Source organism: Quadrisphaera sp. DSM 44207, assembly GCF_900101335.1.
Lineage (GTDB): Bacteria > Actinomycetota > Actinomycetes > Actinomycetales > Quadrisphaeraceae > DSM-44207.
The window spans coordinates 658,137-674,827 of the sequence record NZ_FNKA01000001.1 but is presented as its reverse complement, the minus strand read 5'-3'; the positions used below and the strand labels follow the sequence as shown (position 1 = coordinate 674,827).

At 76.9% G+C, this 16,691-nt stretch carries 12 protein-coding genes; 8 read left to right on the top strand and 4 right to left on the bottom strand.

The window, feature by feature from the left end; translation table 11 throughout:
• Position 1: 1 nt before the first annotated feature.
• Positions 2 to 421 carry a cytidine deaminase gene (locus tag BLS82_RS03115; protein ID WP_092861465.1) on the top strand — a complete coding sequence of 140 codons (420 nt, stop codon included), beginning with the start codon at positions 2 to 4 and terminating at the stop codon, positions 419 to 421.
• A 131-nt stretch (positions 422 to 552) separates the two neighbouring features.
• Positions 553 to 1,860: a thymidine phosphorylase gene (locus tag BLS82_RS03110; protein WP_092861463.1), complete on the top strand. Its 1,308-nt coding sequence runs from the start codon at positions 553 to 555 to the stop codon at positions 1,858 to 1,860.
• A gap of 56 nt (positions 1,861 to 1,916) precedes the next feature.
• Here BLS82_RS03110 and BLS82_RS03105 read toward each other — a convergent pair whose 3' ends face one another.
• The gene (locus BLS82_RS03105) at positions 1,917 to 2,474 is read right to left on the bottom strand and encodes a DUF6636 domain-containing protein (RefSeq protein WP_143028730.1); all 558 of its coding nucleotides are present in this window, start codon (positions 2,472 to 2,474) and stop codon (positions 1,917 to 1,919) included.
• A 108-nt stretch (positions 2,475 to 2,582) separates the two neighbouring features.
• On the opposite strand from BLS82_RS03105, the gene BLS82_RS03100 reads away from it, so the two are divergent.
• The 3 genes from BLS82_RS03100 to BLS82_RS03090 all read left to right on the top strand — a co-directional run bounded on the left by BLS82_RS03100 (position 2,583) and on the right by BLS82_RS03090 (position 6,716).
• The gene (locus BLS82_RS03100; RefSeq protein ID WP_092861459.1) at positions 2,583 to 2,861 is read left to right on the top strand and encodes a hypothetical protein; all 279 of its coding nucleotides are present in this window, start codon (positions 2,583 to 2,585) and stop codon (positions 2,859 to 2,861) included.
• Positions 2,858 to 3,937 carry an adenosine deaminase gene (locus BLS82_RS03095; RefSeq protein ID WP_092861457.1) on the top strand — a complete coding sequence of 360 codons (1,080 nt, stop codon included), beginning with the start codon at positions 2,858 to 2,860 and terminating at the stop codon, positions 3,935 to 3,937. Before BLS82_RS03100 ends, BLS82_RS03095 begins: the two co-directional genes overlap by 4 nt.
• 157 nt (positions 3,938 to 4,094) lie before the next feature.
• The gene (locus BLS82_RS03090) at positions 4,095 to 6,716 is read left to right on the top strand and encodes a bifunctional FO biosynthesis protein CofGH (protein WP_092861455.1); all 2,622 of its coding nucleotides are present in this window, start codon (positions 4,095 to 4,097) and stop codon (positions 6,714 to 6,716) included.
• Positions 6,717 to 6,827: 111 nt separating this feature from the next.
• Here BLS82_RS03090 and BLS82_RS03085 read toward each other — a convergent pair whose 3' ends face one another.
• On the bottom strand, positions 6,828 to 8,387 hold the full coding sequence (locus BLS82_RS03085) for a GGDEF domain-containing protein (RefSeq protein WP_092861453.1): 1,560 nt from the start codon (positions 8,385 to 8,387) through the stop codon (positions 6,828 to 6,830).
• Positions 8,384 to 9,673 carry a hypothetical protein gene (locus BLS82_RS15190; RefSeq protein ID WP_143028729.1) on the bottom strand — a complete coding sequence of 430 codons (1,290 nt, stop codon included), beginning with the start codon at positions 9,671 to 9,673 and terminating at the stop codon, positions 8,384 to 8,386. The genes BLS82_RS03085 and BLS82_RS15190 overlap by 4 nt, the downstream gene beginning before the upstream one ends.
• Positions 9,674 to 9,853: 180 nt before the next feature.
• Here BLS82_RS15190 and BLS82_RS03075 point away from each other — a divergent pair, with 180 nt between their 5' ends.
• Both BLS82_RS03075 and BLS82_RS03070 read left to right on the top strand, forming a co-directional pair.
• The gene (locus tag BLS82_RS03075; RefSeq protein ID WP_092861449.1) at positions 9,854 to 10,501 is read left to right on the top strand and encodes a hypothetical protein; all 648 of its coding nucleotides are present in this window, start codon (positions 9,854 to 9,856) and stop codon (positions 10,499 to 10,501) included.
• Entirely contained in the window at positions 10,498 to 12,729 is a 2,232-nt protein-coding gene (locus BLS82_RS03070; RefSeq protein WP_092861447.1) for a LamG-like jellyroll fold domain-containing protein, read from the top strand. The genes BLS82_RS03075 and BLS82_RS03070 overlap by 4 nt, the downstream gene beginning before the upstream one ends.
• 87 nt (positions 12,730 to 12,816) lie before the next feature.
• Here the strand turns inward: BLS82_RS03070 and BLS82_RS03065 are convergent, their stop codons facing one another.
• Positions 12,817 to 14,886: a M13 family metallopeptidase gene (locus BLS82_RS03065; protein ID WP_092861445.1), complete on the bottom strand. Its 2,070-nt coding sequence runs from the start codon at positions 14,884 to 14,886 to the stop codon at positions 12,817 to 12,819.
• A gap of 148 nt (positions 14,887 to 15,034) precedes the next feature.
• On the opposite strand from BLS82_RS03065, the gene BLS82_RS03060 reads away from it, so the two are divergent.
• Positions 15,035 to 16,657, top strand: coding sequence for a methyl-accepting chemotaxis protein (locus BLS82_RS03060; protein WP_176818897.1), 1,623 nt, complete (start codon positions 15,035 to 15,037; stop codon positions 16,655 to 16,657).
• The last annotated feature ends 34 nt before the right edge of the window (positions 16,658 to 16,691 follow it).

Sequence of the window (16,691 nt, the reverse complement as noted above, 5' to 3'; positions counted from 1 at the left end):
CGTGGCCGCCGCAGCTGGTGGGGGCGCGCGCGAGGTGGACTGGGACGAGCTGCGCGAGGCCGCGCGCGCCGTGGTGCGCCGCGCCTACGCGCCCTACTCGCGCTTCCCCGTGGGCGCCGCCGGGTTCGTGGACGACGGGCGCGTCGTCGTCGGGTGCAACGTGGAGAACGCCAGCTACGGGGTGACGCTGTGCGCCGAGTGCGGGCTCGTCAGCTCCCTGGCGGCCACCGGCGGAGGGCGCCTGGTCGCCGTCTGCGTGGTGGGCGGGGACGGCGAGCCCGTCTCCCCCTGCGGGCGCTGCCGGCAGCTGCTGCTCGAGCACGGCGGGCCGGAGCTGCTGCTCGAGACGACCTCGGGGGTGCGCGCGCTCGACCAGCTGCTCCCGGACGCGTTCGGCCCGGGCGACCTGCGGCAGCGCTGACCGCCCCGGCTCCTGAGGTCCCTCGCGCCGCACTCCGCCCGCGAAGGGCACCTGGACGACGTCCCTGCGCCGCGCTCCGCCCGCGAAGCGCGGCGCACGGGCCGCGGGGAGCGGGTGCTTGGATCACGACCATGACCCCCGCTCCGCCTGCCGCGCACGACGCCGTCGACGTCATCCGCACCAAGCGCGACCGCGGGGAGCTGTCCGACGGCCAGATCGACTGGGTGCTCGACGCCTACACCCGCGGGGACGTCGCCGACGAGCAGATGTCGGCGCTGGCGATGGCGGTCCTGCTCAACGGCATGACGCGCCGGGAGGTCGCCCGCTGGACGGCGGCGATGATCGCCACGGGAGAGCGGCTGGACTTCTCCTCCCTCTCGCGCCCCACGGCCGACAAGCACTCCACCGGCGGGGTGGGGGACAAGACCACCCTGCCGCTCGCGCCGCTCGTCGCGGCCTGCGGGGTCGCCGTCCCGCAGCTGTCGGGGCGCGGCCTGGGGCACACCGGCGGCACGCTCGACAAGCTCGAGTCCGTCCCGGGGTGGCGAGCCTCGCTGTCGACGCAGGAGGTGCTCCGCCAGCTCGAGGACGTCGGCGCCGTGGTCTGCGCCGCCGGCACCGGCCTGGCGCCCGCCGACGCGAAGCTCTACGCGCTGCGCGACGTCACCGGCACCGTGGAGTCGATCCCGCTCATCGCCAGCTCGATCATGAGCAAGAAGATCGCCGAGGGCACCGGCGCGCTCGTCCTCGACGTCAAGGTCGGCTCGGGCGCCTTCATGAAGACGGCGGACGACGCCCGCGAGCTGGCGCGGACCATGGTCGACCTCGGCACCGACGCCGGCGTGCGCACGGTGGCGCTGCTGACCGACATGTCGACCCCGCTCGGGCGCACCGCCGGCAACGCCCTGGAGGTGCGCGAGTCGGTGGAGGTGCTCGCCGGCGGCGGCCCCGCGGACGTCGTCGAGCTCACCCTCGCGCTGGCGCGGGAGATGCTCGCGGCCGCGGGCCGGGACGGCGTCGACCCCGCCGACCGCCTCGCCGACGGCTCCGCCATGGACGCCTGGCGGCGCATGATCGCGGCCCAGGGCGGCGACCCCGACGCGCCGCTGCCCGCCGCGCGGCACGCGCACGACGTGAGCGCCGAGGTCGACGGCGTCGTGACCCGCCTGGACGCCCACGCCGTCGGCGTCGCGGCCTGGCGCCTCGGCGCCGGGCGGGCGCGGCAGGGGGAGGCCGTGCAGGCGGGCGCCGGCGTGGAGCTGCACGTCGGCCTCGGGGACGCCGTGCGCGCCGGGCAGCGGCTGCTCACCCTGCACACCGACACCCCCGGGCGCGTCGGGCGGGCGCTGGAGGCGCTGGCCGGGCAGGTGACGGTGGGCCCGGCGCCGGGCCCGGGCACGGCGCTGCGCCCGCCGCTGGTCCTCGACCGGATCGGCTGAGCGGCGCTCGACCTCGGGCCGCGCTCGACCCGGGCCGCGTCCGGCCTCGGGCCGGCTCAGCCGCCGAACAGCTCGTAGCGGGCGCGGGAGAGGACGAAGCCGGCGCCCGTGGTGGTGTCCGAGCAGCGCACGCCGTCCTCGCGGCTCTCGCACGTGACATCACCCAGGGTGATCACCGAGCCGTAGGCCAGGGTCACCGGCCCGTCGGTGCCCGGCTCGACCCAGCCGGCGACGCTGTCGCCGGCGCAGGTGACCTCCGCGCGGCCCTCGGTGACCGTCACGCCGTCGCCCCAGCCGCTGGTGCACTCCGCCGGCTGGGGCGGCGGGGTCCACGACCGCTCGGCGATCTGGCAGCGCACGGCGTCGGCGGCGCCGGCGCCCTTCTCCAGCAGGCAGGTGATGTTGCCGCTGGGCATGGTGAAGGCGGCGTGGTCCGCGCCCGGCTCGGGGGTGCCCACGGTCGGCGCGTCGGAGACGAGGGGCGCCCGCACGGGGGCGGGGGCCGCCTGCGCGGCGGGCGAGGCGCCCGAGCAGCCGGCGGCACCGAGGGCGAGCACCCCCAGCAGCGCCGCCGGGGGCACGCGGCGCAGCCGCGACCCGGCACTGGTTGGCACGCTGCGCAACTCCTCTGCACCGTCCGTGACGTCCGACGCGGCGAGCATAGGTCGGGGGCCCCCGGCCGCGCGGCTGCTCGGCGCAACTGGCCCCCTAGGCTGGCCCGCGTGAGCGAGCCCACCGCCGACGAGGCAGACCTGGTCGAGCAGCAGCAGCCCGTCGCGCCGGAGGAGGACGGCGCCGCCGTCCCCCGCGGCGACGACGCCCTGCCCGACGAGGCGGAGGTCGCCGACGTCCTCGAGCAGGGCGGTGCCGCCACCCCGCGGGGGGACGACGCCCTGCCCGACGAGGCGGAGGTGGCCGACGTCCTGGAGCAGGGGCGCGCGCTGCCCGACGCCGACGAGGAGTACCCGGGCGCCGGCGGCGACGAGGACGAGCGCGCGTGAGCGCTCCCTCGCGCGAGCAGCTGGCGGCGGCCCCGAAGGTCGTCCTGCACGACCACCTCGACGGCGGCCTGCGCGCCGCCACGCTCGTGGAGCTGGCCGACGAGGCCGGCCACGAGCTGCCCCGCACCGATCCCGACGAGCTCGCCGCGTGGGTGCAGGCCGCCGCGGACTCCGGCTCCCTCGAGCTCTTCCTCGAGCCGTTCTCGCACACGGGCGCGGTGCTGCAGACCGAGCACGCCCTGCAGCGCGTGGCGCGCGAGTTCGTCCTCGACATGGCCGCCGACGGCGTGGTCTACGCCGAGTCCCGCTTCGCGCCGGAGCTGAGCACCGCGGGCGGCCTGAGCATGGAGCAGGTGATCGACGCCGTCCTGGCCGGGCTGCGCGCCGGGGAGGCCGAGGCCGCCGCCGCGGGCACCCCGATCCGCACCGGCGCGATCGTGTGCGCCATGCGCCAGGCCGACCGCAGCCTCGAGGCCGCGCGCCTGGCGCTGTCGCGCCGCGACGCCGGCGTCGTCGGCTTCGACGTCGCGGGGCCGGAGATCGGCTTCCCCGCCTCCCGGCACGCGGAGGCCTTCGCGCTGCTGCGCGCCGAGCTGCTCCCGTTCACGATCCACGCCGGGGAGGCCGTCGGGCCGGAGTCCGTGGCCGACGCCCTGGCGCTCGGGGCCCAGCGCATCGGGCACGGCGTGCGGGTGCTGGAGGACGTGCGGGCCGGGGACGGCGTGACCAACGCGCTCGGCCGGGTCGCCGCCTTCGTGCGCGACCGCCAGGTGCCGCTGGAGGTCTGCCCCCGCTCCAACACCCAGACCGGCACGTCGCCGAGCATCGCCGGGCACCAGGTGACGGCGCTGCGCGACCTGGGGTTCACCATCACGCTCTCCAGCGACGACCGGCTGTGGACCGGCACGACGCTCACGGACGAGATGGTGCTGCTCGCGCAGGAGGCGGGGTGGCGCTGGGAGGACTTCCGCCAGGTCACCCTCGACGCCCTCGACGCCGCGTTCCTGCCCGAGGACGTGCGCCAGGACCTCCAGCGCGACGTCGTCCTGCCCGGCTGGGCCGCGCCCCCGTCCTGACCCGATCCCCGTGGCGATCTTGCACGTCCGGTCCGGTGCGCGACCGGACGTGCAAGATCACGGCGACGGGCGGGGTGGGCGGCGGGAGCGGTCGGCGAGAGCGGTCGGCGGGATCGGTCGGTGCGCCGCCCGCGCGCGCCGTCCGTAGAGTCGAGGGATGCCGGACTCCTCCCCGTTCGTGCCCACCGCCTCCGCGATCCGACGGGCCCTCAAGCGCGCCGAGGCCGGCAGCGCGCTGGACGCTCCTGAGGCCGAGACCCTGCTGCACGCGCGCGGCCTGGGCGCGGGGGAGGACCTGGCCCGCCTCCTCGCGGCGGCGGGCGGCGTGCGCGACGCCGGCCTGGCCACCGCCGGGCGCCCGGGCGTCGTGACGTACTCGCGCAAGGTGTTCATCCCGCTCACGCGCCTGTGCCGCGACCGCTGCCACTACTGCACCTTCGTCACCACGCCGGGGCAGCTGCGCGAGCGCGGCGAGGCTCCTTACCTCTCCCCGGACGAGGTCGTGGAGCTGGCGCGCGCCGGCGCGGCGCTGGAGTGCAAGGAGGCCCTGTTCACCCTCGGGGACCGCCCCGAGGACCGCTGGCCCGCCGCCCGGGAGTGGCTGGAGGCCCACGGGTACGACTCCACCCTCGGCTACGTGCGCGCCGCGGCCGTGCGCGTGCTGGAGGAGACCGGGCTGCTGCCGCACCTGAACCCCGGGGTGATGACCTGGCAGGAGCTGCAGCGCCTCAAGCCCGTCGCGGCGTCCATGGGGATGATGCTCGAGACGACGTCGCGGGCGCTGTTCGAGCAGCGCGGCGCCGCCCACTTCGGCTCCCCGGACAAGGACCCGGCCGTGCGGCTGCGGGTGATCGAGGACGCCGGGCGCTGCGCCGTCCCGTTCACCACCGGCGTGCTCCTCGGCATCGGGGAGACCCCCGCCGACCGCGTCGAGTCGCTGCTGGCGATCCGCGCCTCCGCCCGCCGGCACGGGCACGTGCAGGAGGTGATCGTCCAGAACTTCCGCGCCAAGCCGCGCACGGCGATGCAGGCCGCGGACGACCTGGAGCTGCAGGAGTACCTCGCCGCGCTCGCCGTCGCGCGCCTGCTGCTGGGGCCGAAGGTGCGCGTGCAGGCGCCGCCGAACCTCTCGGACCCCGAGGAGCTGGGACTGCTGCTGCGCGCGGGCGTCGACGACTGGGGCGGGGTCAGCCCGCTCACCCCCGACCACGTCAACCCCGAGCGCCCCTGGCCCCACCTGGAGGACCTGGCGCGCTGGTCGGGCGAGGCGGGCTTCGAGCTGCGCGAGCGCCTCGCCGCCCAGCCCGAGCACGTGCTCGCCGAGGAGCCGTGGCTGGACCCGCGGGTGCGCCCGCACGTGCGGGCCCTCGCCGGCCCCGACGGGCTCGCGGTGCCCGGACGCCGTCCGGTCGGCCTGCCGTGGCAGGAGCCGGACGCCGCGTGGGGCTCCCTCGACGCCGCCGGGTCCGGCCGCGTCGACCTGCACGTGGAGGTGGACACCACCGGGCGCACGGAGGACAGGCGCAGCGACTTCGACGCCGTCTACGGCGACTGGGAGGCGCTGCGCGAGCAGGTGCGCGCGGCACCCGCGACGTCTGCGGGGAGCAGCGAGCCCGAGGTGCGGGCCGCCCTGCGCCGGGCGGCCGAGGACCCGGCCGGGCTGAGCGACGCGCAGTACCTCGCGCTGTTCTCCGCCCAGGGCCAGGACCTGGAGGACCTGTGCGCGCTCGCGGACGCCGTGCGGCGCGACGTCGTCGGCGACGACGTCACCTACGTGGTGAACCGGAACATCAACTTCACCAACGTCTGCTACACCGGGTGCCGCTTCTGCGCCTTCGCCCAGCGCCGCACCGACGCCGACGCGTTCACGCTGTCGATGGCGCAGGTCGGGGACCGCGTCGACGAGGCGTGGGCGGCCGGGGCGACGGAGATCTGCATGCAGGGCGGGATCCACCCCGACCTGCCGGGGACGGCGTACTTCGACCTCGCGCGCGAGGTCAAGCGGCGCCGGCCCGGCATCCACCTGCACGCCTTCTCGCCCATGGAGGTCGTCAACGGCGCGAGCCGCACGGGCCTGTCGATCCGCGACTTCCTCACCGAGGCGAAGGCGGCGGGGCTGGACTCCGTCCCCGGCACCGCGGCGGAGATCCTCGACGACGACGTCCGCTGGGTGCTCACGAAGGGCAAGCTGCCGGCCGCCACGTGGATCGAGGTGGTCACGACCGCGCACGAGGTGGGCCTGCGGTCGAGCTCGACGATGATGTACGGCCACGTCGACACCCCCGCGCACTGGGTGGCGCACCTGCGCACCCTCGCGGCCGTGCAGGACCGCACGGGCGGGTTCACCGAGTTCGTGCCGCTGCCGTTCGTGCACCAGAGCGCGCCGCTGTACCTCGCGGGCGTCGCCCGCGCCGGTGCCTCGGTGCAGGAGAACCGCGCCGTGCACGCGGTCGCGCGGCTGCTGCTGCACGGGCGGATCGACCACGTGCAGACCTCGTGGGTCAAGCTCGGCGTCGTCGGCACGCGGGCGACGCTCAGCGGCGGCGCCGACGACCTCGGCGGCACGCTGATGGAGGAGACGATCTCCCGCATGGCGGGCTCGGAGAACGGGTCCCTGAAGACCATCGCCGAGCTGGAGGACGTGGCCGCCGGGATCGGGCGCCCCGCCGTCCAGCGGACCACCGAGTACGGGCGCCCGAGCCCCGAGCGGCTCGCGACGGCCCGCTCCGACGCCGGACGGCGCGCGCTGACGCTCTCGCTGACCCCCGTGGCGCGCTGACCCCTCGCAGGTCGGCGCAGGCCGCGTTCGTCCGACTCGGCGGTGGAGAGCCGGGCCCTGGCGCCGCTCCCGACCGGACGTGCAAGATCACGGTGGAGGTGGGGGCGGGGGTCAGTCGAGGAGCGCCGCGGTGACGCGGTCGCGCCCGCCCTCCTTGGAGCGGTACAGCGCCTGGTCGGCCGCGGCGAGCAGCCGCTCGGGCGTCGCGGCGGCGCCCACCGCGGTGGCCACCCCGAAGCTCGCCGTGACGGCGGGGTCGGAGGAGGCCTCCCGGACGGCGGCGCGCAGGCGCTCGGCGATCTCGACGACCTCCTCCGGGGAGGCACCCGGCACCACGACGGCGAACTCCTCCCCGCCGTAGCGGGCGAGCAGGTCGCTGCGGCGCACCGCGGTCTCCAGCGCGTGCGCCACCCGCTTCAGCACCAGGTCGCCGGTCTGGTGGCCGAACGCGTCGTTGAGCCGCTTGAAGTGGTCGATGTCGACCATGACCAGGGTCACCGGCTGGCCGGCGGCGGCCCCGCGCGCCAGCTCCTGCGCCAGCGTCCGGTCGAACGTGCGGCGGTTCGCGACCCCGGTCAGGCCGTCGGTCTCCGCCTGCCGCCTCACCTGCACCAGCAGGCGGGCGCTGCTCAGGGCGAGCGCCGCGTGGGAGGCGTAGCGCTCGAGCACCTCCAGCGCCCGGCGCTCCACCCGCGCCCCGCGCCGGCCGCCGTGCTCGGCGGCCAGCACGCCGACGACGGTGCCGTCGGCGTAGAGCGGGACGAGCAGCAGGTTGCGCGCACCGGGCAGCGCCGCGGACAGCCAGGGGTCGCGGGCGGGGTCCAGCCGGGGCACGCGGACGCTGCGGTGCTCGGCGATCGCGGTGCGCACCATGTGGTCCTCCACGGCGCTGCGGCGGCCCGGCGCGCCGGGCTCCTCGTCCTCCTCGGCCCGCACGGCGTCCCCGGCGCCGGCCAGGCGCTCCAGGACCTCCGGGCCGGGCCCGAGGACCACCGCCCGCGCCAGGCCGAAGTCCTCGGTGACGGCCCCGGCGAGCGTCGCGGCGACCTCTGCGGGCTCCAGGGAGGCCTCCAGGCGCAGGGAGAACCGGGCGAGGGTCGCGGCGTCGTAGGTGCGGCGGCGCAGCTCGCGCTCGTTCGCCGCCGCGAACACCGCCGTGGTCGTGGTCACCAGCCACACGCCCGCGACGGCGAGGACGACGGTCCGGCCGTCGGTCGCCGCGGGAGCCGGGACGACGCCCTCCAGCTGCAGCTGGTGGGTGACGGCCATGAGCAGGCTGTTCCACACGGCCACCTTCAAGCCGCTGCGGAAGGAGCCGAGCAGGGTCACCGAGACCAGGTGGACCAGCAGCAGCGCCAGGACCGGGTGCCCGTAGCCGTGGACGCCGTAGGCGACGACGGCCAGGTGCACGCCGTCCAGGAGCAGGGCGAGGCCGTGCAGCCGGACGGCGCTCGCGCGCCGCAGCCGGGGCGCGAGCAGCGTCGGGAGCGTCAGGGCCAGGTGCGCGCCGCTGGCGACGAGGAGGAGGACGGTCAGCTCGGGGCGGGCGGCGCCGGAGACCAGGTGCGCGACCAGCGCCCCGACCGCCAGCACCGGGCGGCACGCCTCCAGGCCGCGGATGCGGTCCATCAGGGGGACGAGACCGACGTCCCCGGCCTGCTGCGCGCTCATCCCTGGGCTCCTGGGGTCGGGGACGGGTACCGCTCGTCGAAGGGGAGGTCGGGGTCGGCCGAGACCGGGGCCAGCGCGAGCTTGGGGTCGCGGGCGTCGATGCGGTGCTGCACGGCGAGGAACAGGGCCAGCAGCAGCAGGGTGCTCAGGCCCCAGGAGGCGCCGCGGGCCGCGGGCGCCGCGGAGGCGACCGCCACCCTCGCGACCGCCGTGGCCGCCTCCCGCACCGCCTGGACGGGCGCCGCGAGCGCCTCGCGGACCGCTGCGGCGACGTCGCCGCCGAGGACCCGGTCGAGCAGGCCCTCGTCCTCCTCGCCGCCGCTGGTCAGGGGCAGGGTGACCGCGTCGCCGCCGGGGCCGTCGCCGGTGCCGACGCCGGCGACGGCGTCGGTGCCGGCGAGGGCGTCGCTGCCGGTCTCGCTGTCGGCGCCGGCGTCGGCGTCGGCGTCCGCGGTCCCCGCGGGGTCGGGGTCCGCCGTCGGCGCGCGCCCGGGGTCGGCGAGGGGGACCTGCGGGATCCGGATCGGGTCGCCTCCCGGCGCCGCGGGCGCGGACAGCACGACCCGGGGAGGCGCGGGGGCCGGGGCGCCTCCCAGGGCGCTTCTCGGGGAACCTCCCGAGGACGGCGGCGGGGCCGGCTCCGGCGTCGGGGCTGGCTCAGGGGTCGGCGTCGGCTCAGGGGTCGGCGTCGGCTCAGGGGTCGGCGTCGGCGTCGGCTCCGGTCCTGGGGTCGGCCCGGGTTCTGGGGTCGGCTCCGGCCGCGGGGTCGGCGCAGGCGCGGGCGCCGGCAGGGGGTCCCCGGACGCGCGGACGGTGAAGGAGCCGGTGGCGCTCAGGCCGGACGCCGTGTCGTCGCGCGGCACCCGGACGAGGACGCGCAGCGTCAGGCGGCCCGGCGTCGCCGGCAGGGCCGCCAGCGCCACCGGCGCCGGCTCGGCCGCGAGCTGCGCCAGGGTGCCGCTGAAGGCCGGAGCGCCGCCGGGCTGGAAGCTCGTGCACCCCGGCTCGGCGTAGGAGCCGCCCGTGCCCACCTCGACCACGACGCCGAGGTGAGCGGCCAGGGCCCCCTGGGCCCGCGCCGAGAGGACCAGGGAGCGGCCGCCCGGGTTCGCCGTCCAGGCGAGGACCGCGCAGCGGGAGGACGAGCCGGGGGCCAGGGGAGCGCCGGTGGGGAACAGGGGCCCGCCGGCGTCGGAGGACAGGCGCACCTCCTCGGCGGCGGCAGCGGGCGCGGCGGACCCGAGGGCGGTCGCGAGGACCAGCAGGAGCACCACCAGCGACCGCACCCCGCACCTCCTCCCGCTCCGGCACCTCTCCTCCCTCCTGTCGGCTCGCGGGCGGGGGATCTGGAGCCCTCGCGCGCCGGGGCGCCGCGCCGCTCGGGGTCCCGCGCCGCTCGGGGTCCCGTGCCGCTCAAGGTCCCTCGCCGCCCTGCCGATCGGATGCCGTCCGCCCGAGGAGGCACCATGACCACCGATCGACCCGTCCGCAGCCGCCGCGCCCGGCGTCCGGGGCGGCGAGCCGCCGTGAACCCCTCGCCGCGCACCGGCCGCGCCACCGTCGCGGCCGTCGCCGTCCCCCTGGGGCTCGTCGTGAGCGGGCTCCTCGTGTGGGAGTCCTCCTACGCGGCCTTCTTCGACCAGACGGAGAACCCCGGCAACGCGTGGACGACGGGGGAGGTGGTGCTGACCGACGACGACGCCGACGCGGCCGCGTTCACCGTCGCCGACATGGTCCCCGGCAAGCGGGGCGCGGGCTGCGTCACCGTCACCTACGGCGGCACCGTGGCCAGCCAGGGCGTGCGGGTCTTCGGCGAGGTCACCGGCGATCCCGCGCTCGCGGGCGAGCTCGACTTCGCGGTCGAGCAGGGGACGGCCTCGGCGACGTGCGCCGCGTTCACCGCCGCCGGCCCCGCCGTCTACAGCGGCAAGCTGCGCGGCATCGGCACCGGGTGGACCAGCGGCCACGGCACGTGGGTGCCGCTGGCGGCCGGCGACAAGCGCAGCTACCGCTTCACGTACGCGCTGCCCAAGAACCGCTACGACGCGACGATCCAGGGGAAGACGACCACGCTGAAGGTGGTCTGGGAAGCCCAGAGCGTCGAGGAGCCGTGAGCCGTCGCTCGCGCGCGCTGCTGCTGGACGGCGCCTGCTGGGCCGGCTTGTCGCTGCTCGTGGGGCTGCTCGCCCTGGCCCTGGTGCCGGTGGCGCTGGGGTGGCGCTCGGACGTCGTCCTGTCCGGGTCCATGCGCCCGGCCGTCGAGCCCGGCGACGTCGTGGTGTCCGCACCGGTCGGCCCCGGCCAGGTGCGGGCGGGCCGGGTGCGAGCCGGCCAGGTCGTGGTCGTGGACGACCCGGTGCGGCCCGGCGGGTCGCTGGTGCACCGGGTCGCCGAGGTCCGCCCCGACGGCCGCCTGGTCACCCGGGGCGACGCCAACGAGCACCCCGACTCCACGCCCGTCGAGCCCACCGCCGTCCACGGCCGCGCCGTCGTGCGCGTGCCGGCGGCGGGCCTGCCCGCCCTGTGGCTGCACCAGGGGGCCTACGGGCCGCTGCTGCTCGGCACCGCCGCGCTCGTGCTCGTCGCCCGCCGCGCCGTGCGGGCCCGGGCCGACCGCACGCGCCGGCAGGCGCCGCCGCGCCGCGGCGGGTCGCGACGGCCCCGGGCGCACCGCGGCGGGCGCCGCGCCGCCCGGGCGCTGCCGGCGCACCCGGCGACCGCTGGGGCCCTCGCCGTGGTGCTGCTCGGCGCGGCGGTGGTCGCACCGGGCGAGGCCCGTGCGGCCTTCGTCGCCACCACCTCCAGCAGCGGCAACCGGGTCGCGACGAAGGCGGCGTTCCCGAGCTACCCGCAGACGGTCCTCGCGGACGGACCGCTGCTGCACCACCGCCTGGACGACGCGCCGGGGACCAGCACGGCGGCGGCGGCAGCCGGCCCCGCGGGCAGCTACACCGGCCCCACGGACGCCGTGGTGACGTCCGACGACGCGATCACCGGGGACGCGGCGGGCACGGCGGTGCTGTTCGCGGGGGACCGCTACGCCGCCACGGACACGCCGGTCGACTACGCCCCGCGGACCGGCTTCACCCTCGAGGCGTGGGTGAGGACCTCCACCGGGGGCTCGCTGCTGCGCCTGACCGACTCCCGCACCGAGACCACCGGTGGCGCCGCGCAGATGTGGGTCGACCCGAAGGGCCAGGCGTGCGTGCTGGTGAGGCAGACGGACGCCGGCGGCGCCACCGTCCACCAGGAGCAGTGCGGCGCCGACGCGGGGGACCCCAAGATCTTCACCCCCGGCAGCACGGCCGCGCCCGCGTGGCACCACGTCGTCGCCACCGTCCGGCAGGACGCCCCGCCGAAGCCGAACGGCTCGGAGCAGGACCTCGTCGTCTACGTCGACGGCACGGAGGTGTTCGACGCCGGGCTGATCGGGACCCTGCCGGCGCCCGCGGCCGGCCACTGGCGCCTCGGCACCGCCCCCGTCGAGCACGAGAACCTCGCGTTCGGGGAGGTGGCGGAGCAGTTCACCGGCGCCCTGGACGAGGTCGCCGTCTACGCCCGGGTGCTGGCGCCCGAGGAGGTCGTGGAGCACTCCCAGGCCCGCACGAGGACCGCCGCGGCCTACCGCGGCCTGGTCGCCTCCGACGCTCCGCAGCTGCACTGGCGGCTCGACGACCCCGCACCCCTGCGGGTCGTGGCCGACGCGCAGGGCGCCGAGCCGGGCACCTACGGGCGCTTCCCGCGCTTCGCCCTGGGGGTGCGGGGCGCGCTGGAGGGCACCGCCATCGGCAACCAGGCGTCGAGCACCGCCGTGCGGCTGCGCAACGGCTCGGGCACCGTGGAGACCGCGACGATCACCAGCCCGCTGCTGGCCCGCTCCGACCCCGTCACCCTGGAGGTCTGGTTCAGGGCCGACGGCGCGGACGGGGGCCCGCTCGTCGGCTTCAGCGCCGCCGCGACGGGCACGTCCACCTCGCGCGGCCCGACCCTGTACGTGACCGGCGCGGGCGCGGTGGCGTTCACCGCCGGCGACGGCAGGACCCCGGTGCAGTCACCCACCGGCCGCGACTGGTCCGACGGGCAGTGGCACCTCGCGACGGCGACGTCGAGCAGCGCCGGTGGCGCGCGGCTGTACCTGGACGGCGTCCAGGTGGCCTCCGGCGCCGACACCGCCGCCGCCGGCCCCGCGCAGGGCCACTGGCGCTGGGCGGGCGGCGACGCGTACGCGTTCACGCCCGCGCCCGCGGCGTCCGCGTTCACCGGCTCCCTGGACGAGGCGGCGGTCTACGCCAGGGTCCTCACCGCCGAGCAGGTCGCCGTCCGCTTCGCCGCCGACCACTAGCCGCGGACGACCCCCGGGACGTCCGGACCCAGGACGCCCGGACCCAGGACGCCCGGACCCAGGACGCCCGGACCCCCGACGGCGCCGTCACCAGATGCGGATGCGCCGCTCCTCGGGGGTGTGCAGGGCGTCGCCCTCCACCACGCCGAACGCCTCGTGGAAGGCGTCGAGGTTGGTCACGACGGCGTTCGCGCGCAGCTCCGGCGGCGCGTGCGGGTCGACCGCCAGGCGCCGCACGGCCTCCTCCTCGCGGGTCAGGCTGCGCCACACCTGCGCCCAGCCGAAGAAGACGCGCTGCAGGCCGCTCAGCCCGTCGATCACGGGCGGCTGCGCGACGCCGGCCGCGGCGAGCGCGATCCCGTAGGCCCTGAGCGCGATCGTCAGCCCGCCCAGGTCGCCGATGTTCTCCCCGACGGTCAGCTCGCCGTTGACCCGGTGGTCGGGCAGGCCGCGCGGGGACAGGGCGCCGTACTGCTCGACCAGCGCCTGCGCGCGCCGCTCGAACTCGGCGCGGTCGGCGTCGTCCCACCAGTCGACGAGGTTGCCCTCACCGTCGTAGCGCGAGCCCTGGTCGTCGAAGCCGTGCCCGATCTCGTGCCCGATCACGGCGCCGATCCCGCCGTAGTTGGCGGCGTCGTCCGCGGCGGGGTCGAAGAACGGCGGCTGCAGGATCGCGGCCGGGAAGACGATCTCGTTCATCCGCGGGTTGTAGTAGGCGTTGACCGTCTGCGGCGTCATGAACCACTCGCCGCGGTCGACCGGCCGGCCGATCTTGGCGAGCTCGTGGTCGGTCTCGAAGGCGCCCGCGCGGCGGACGTTGCCGAGCAGGTCGTCGGCGCGCACCTCCAGGGAGGAGTAGTCGCGCCACCGCTCGGGGTAGCCGATCTTCGGCGTGAAGCGCTCGAGCTTGGCCAGGGCGCGCTCGCGCGTGGCCGGGCCCATCCAGTCCAGGGTCGAGATGCTCTCGCGGTAGGCGGCGACGAGGTTGTCGACGAGCTCGACCATGCGCTCCCGAGCGGCCGCGGGGAAGTGCCGCTGCACGTACAGCTCCCCGACGGCCTCGCCGAGGGCGCCCTCGACGAGGGAGACCCCCCGCTTCCACCGCTCGCGCAGCTCCTGCGTGCCGGACAGCGTGCGGCCGTAGAAGTCGAAGCCCTCCTGGACGACGTCGCTGGAGAGGTACCCGGCCACCGCGGACGCCGTGCGCGCCGACAGCCAGTCCTTCCACTGCTGCAGCGGCCGCTCGACCCACAGCCGGGCCGCGCCGGCGACGAACGACGGCTGCCGGACGACGACCTCCGCGAACGCGCCCTCGGGCGCGCCCAGCGCCGCCAGCCACGGGTCCCAGTCGAAGCCGTCGCCGAGCTCGCGCAGCTGCTCCAGCGTCAGGAGCGTGTACGTCTTCTCCGCGTCGCGGTTGCTCACGCGGTCCCAGTGCTCCGCGGCCAGGGCCGTCTCGAGGTCCACGACCGAGCGCGCGAACGCCGCGGCGCCGTCCTCGTCGGCGGGGTCGACGAGGCCCGCGAGCACCGCCATCCGGCCCAGGTGCCCGACGTACGCCTCCCGCACGGGCGCGTACTGCTCCTCGCGGTAGTAGGACTCGTCGGGCAGGCCCAGGCCGCCCTGGTTCAGGTGCACCAGGTAGCGCGTGGAGTCCTTCGCGTCGGTGGTCACGAACGCGCCGACCAGGGACGTCAGCCCCTCCCGCAGCCCCGAGCCCAGCAGGGCGGCGAGCGCGGCGCGGTCCGGCGCCGCCGCGATCGGCCCGAGCAGGTCCCGCAGCGGCGCGGTGCCCGCCGCCTCGACCCGCTCCTCGTCCATGAAGGAGGCGTACAGGTCGCCGATCTGCCGGCGGACGCCGCCCGAGCCGCCGCCCGAGCCGCTGTCCCTGCCGCTGTCCCTGTCGCCGTCGCTGGCGTCGGTGCCGCCGGAGGAGGCGGCCGCCTCCTCCACGATCGAGCGGACGTCGGCCTCGGCCTGGTCGCGCAGGGCGCGGAAGGTGCCGTCCTGGGCGCGGTCGGCGGGGATGACGTGCTCGCGCAGCCAGCGGCCGTTGACGTGCTCGTACAGGTCGTCCTGGGGGCGCACGGCGGGGTCGACCCGGCTCAGGTCGATCCCCGAGCGCGCGGCGGGAGGACGGGGCTCGGCGACGGTCATGCCCTCCATCCTCTCCCCGCCCCCGCCCCCGCGCCGGGGCGCCGGGGGTGGCACGCGGTCCGGCCCGGCGCCTCAAGGCCGCCCGCCCGGCGGCCGATACCGCTCGTGTCCGGCGGGAGGACCCGCCCACGAGCCACAGCGAGGCGGCATGAGCACGGAGACCAGCACCACCGCGCGGACCAGGGGCCGTCGAGGCCCCCTCGGCGCCTTCCGCGACCTGAGGACCGCGCAGAAGCTGCTGGCCGGCTTCCTGCTCATGTGCGTCGTCGTCGTGGGCGTCGGCCTGCTCGGCCTGTCCAAGGTCGCCAGCACGGAGGCGGCAGCCAGGGACATCTACGCCCGCGGCGCTGTGCCCCTCAAGGACCTGACCGAGGCGCGCGTGGCCAACGGCGGCATGCGCCAGCGGGTGCTGCTGCACCTGGCCGGCCCGGTGGCGGACAAGCCGGCGCGCGAGGAGCAGATCGTCGAGCTGGACGCGAAGTTCGACGAGGAGATCGCCGACTTCGGCGAGCAGTTCACCGACCAGGAGCTGCTCGGGCGCTACGTGGCCGCCGTGGCCGAGTACCGCGCCTTCCGCGACGACGTGATCCTGCCCGCCAGCCGCGCGCAGGCGCAGGACGTCGGCCCCGTGCTCGCCGAGTGCGACCGGCTCTACGGCATCGTCGTCGGCCTCGGCGACCAGCTCGGCGACGCCCAGGTCGCCGAGGTCGAGGCGACCGCGGTGCAGGCCCACGAGACCTACGCCTCCGCCCGGGTGCTGATCTTCGCCGCCATGGGCTTCGCCGTGGTCCTCGGCGTGGCGCTGGCCCTGGGGCTGGGCCGGCTCGTCGCCTCCCCGTTGCGCCGCGCCGTGGGCGTGCTCGAGGGCCTGGCCGCCGGCCGGCTCGACCAGCGCCTCGAGGTCGGCACGCGCGACGAGGTCGGCGACATGGCGCACGCCCTCAACACCGCCATCTCCACCCTCGGCACCGCGATGGCGCAGATCGCCGGCAACGCCTCGACCCTCTCGTCCGCCTCCGAGCAGATGAAGGCCACCTCGACCCAGCTGTCGGCGTCCGCCGCCGAGTCCGCCACGCAGGCCGGCGTCGTCTCCGCCGCCGCGGACGAGGTGTCCATGAACGTGCGTACGGTCGCCGCGGGCACGGACGAGATGGGCGCGGCGATCCGGGAGATCTCCTCCAACGCCGCCGAGGCGACCCAGGTCGCCTCCCAGGCCGTCACGGCGGCCCAGGCCACGAACCGCACGATCAGCAAGCTGGGGGAGTCCTCCAAGGAGATCGGCGACGTCGTGAAGGTGATCACCTCGATCGCGGAGCAGACGAACCTGCTCGCGCTGAACGCCACCATCGAAGCCGCCCGCGCCGGGGAGGCGGGCAAGGGCTTCGCCGTGGTCGCCAACGAGGTCAAGGAGCTGGCCCAGGAGACCGCGCGGGCGACGGAGGACATCGCCCGGCGCGTGGAGTCCATCCAGTCCGACACCGCCGGCGCGGTCGGCGCGATCGAGGAGATCTCCGAGGTCATCGCCCAGATCAACGACCGGCAGACCACCATCGCCTCGGCGGTGGAGGAGCAGACCGCGACGACCAACGAGATGGCGCGCAACGTGGCCGAGGCCGCCGCCGGCGCCGGGCAGATCGCGGCGAACGTGACCGTCGTGGCCTCCGCCGCGCAGGAGACCACCGCCGGCGCCTCGGCCACGGGCGAGGCGGCGGAGGAGCTCTCCCGCATGGCGGGCGAGCTGCAGCAGCTCGTGGGCCGCTTCCGGTACTGAGCGCCCGGCACCGGGCTCGTGGCCGGGCCGCGTG

Coding starts and splice junctions, on each gene's coding strand:
- BLS82_RS03085 (WP_092861453.1), bottom strand. CDS start 8,387: ATGAGCGCGCAGCAGGCCGGGGACGTCGGTCTCGTCCCCCTGATGGAC.
- BLS82_RS03090 (WP_092861455.1), top strand. CDS start 4,095: ATGCCGGACTCCTCCCCGTTCGTGCCCACCGCCTCCGCGATCCGACGG.
- BLS82_RS03075 (WP_092861449.1), top strand. CDS start 9,854: ATGACCACCGATCGACCCGTCCGCAGCCGCCGCGCCCGGCGTCCGGGG.
- BLS82_RS03065 (WP_092861445.1), bottom strand. CDS start 14,886: ATGACCGTCGCCGAGCCCCGTCCTCCCGCCGCGCGCTCGGGGATCGAC.
- BLS82_RS03060 (WP_176818897.1), top strand. CDS start 15,035: ATGAGCACGGAGACCAGCACCACCGCGCGGACCAGGGGCCGTCGAGGC.
- BLS82_RS03110 (WP_092861463.1), top strand. CDS start 553: ATGACCCCCGCTCCGCCTGCCGCGCACGACGCCGTCGACGTCATCCGC.